At 40.5% G+C, this 264-nt stretch carries 1 pseudogene; it reads right to left on the bottom strand.

Annotated elements, in window-relative coordinates:
• Positions 1–264 (bottom strand): annotated as a pseudogene (locus tag AC0IXC_RS29205) (NAD(P)/FAD-dependent oxidoreductase); the annotation flags it as partial.

The raw sequence follows: 264 nt of genomic DNA on the forward strand, positions 1-264 counted from the left end.
GTATCAAAAACCATGCGATCTTTAGGAATGACGCTATTCACTAGTGAGTCTGGCAGCTGTTCAGTACCAATAATACGTGCCGAAATTGGCAGTACGCCTTTATTCAATTCAGCCATAATTTGTCCGGAGTAACCATCTGTAGCCACAATAATGTCTTTCGCTGTAACAGTACCTTTTTCTGTAATAACTTTCCCACTATTTCGGCCGTACTCAATAGATAGTGCTATCGAATGCTCAAAGATTTTTGCACCGATCGATTTAGCT

Source organism: Bacillus sp. AC266, from assembly GCF_979253805.1.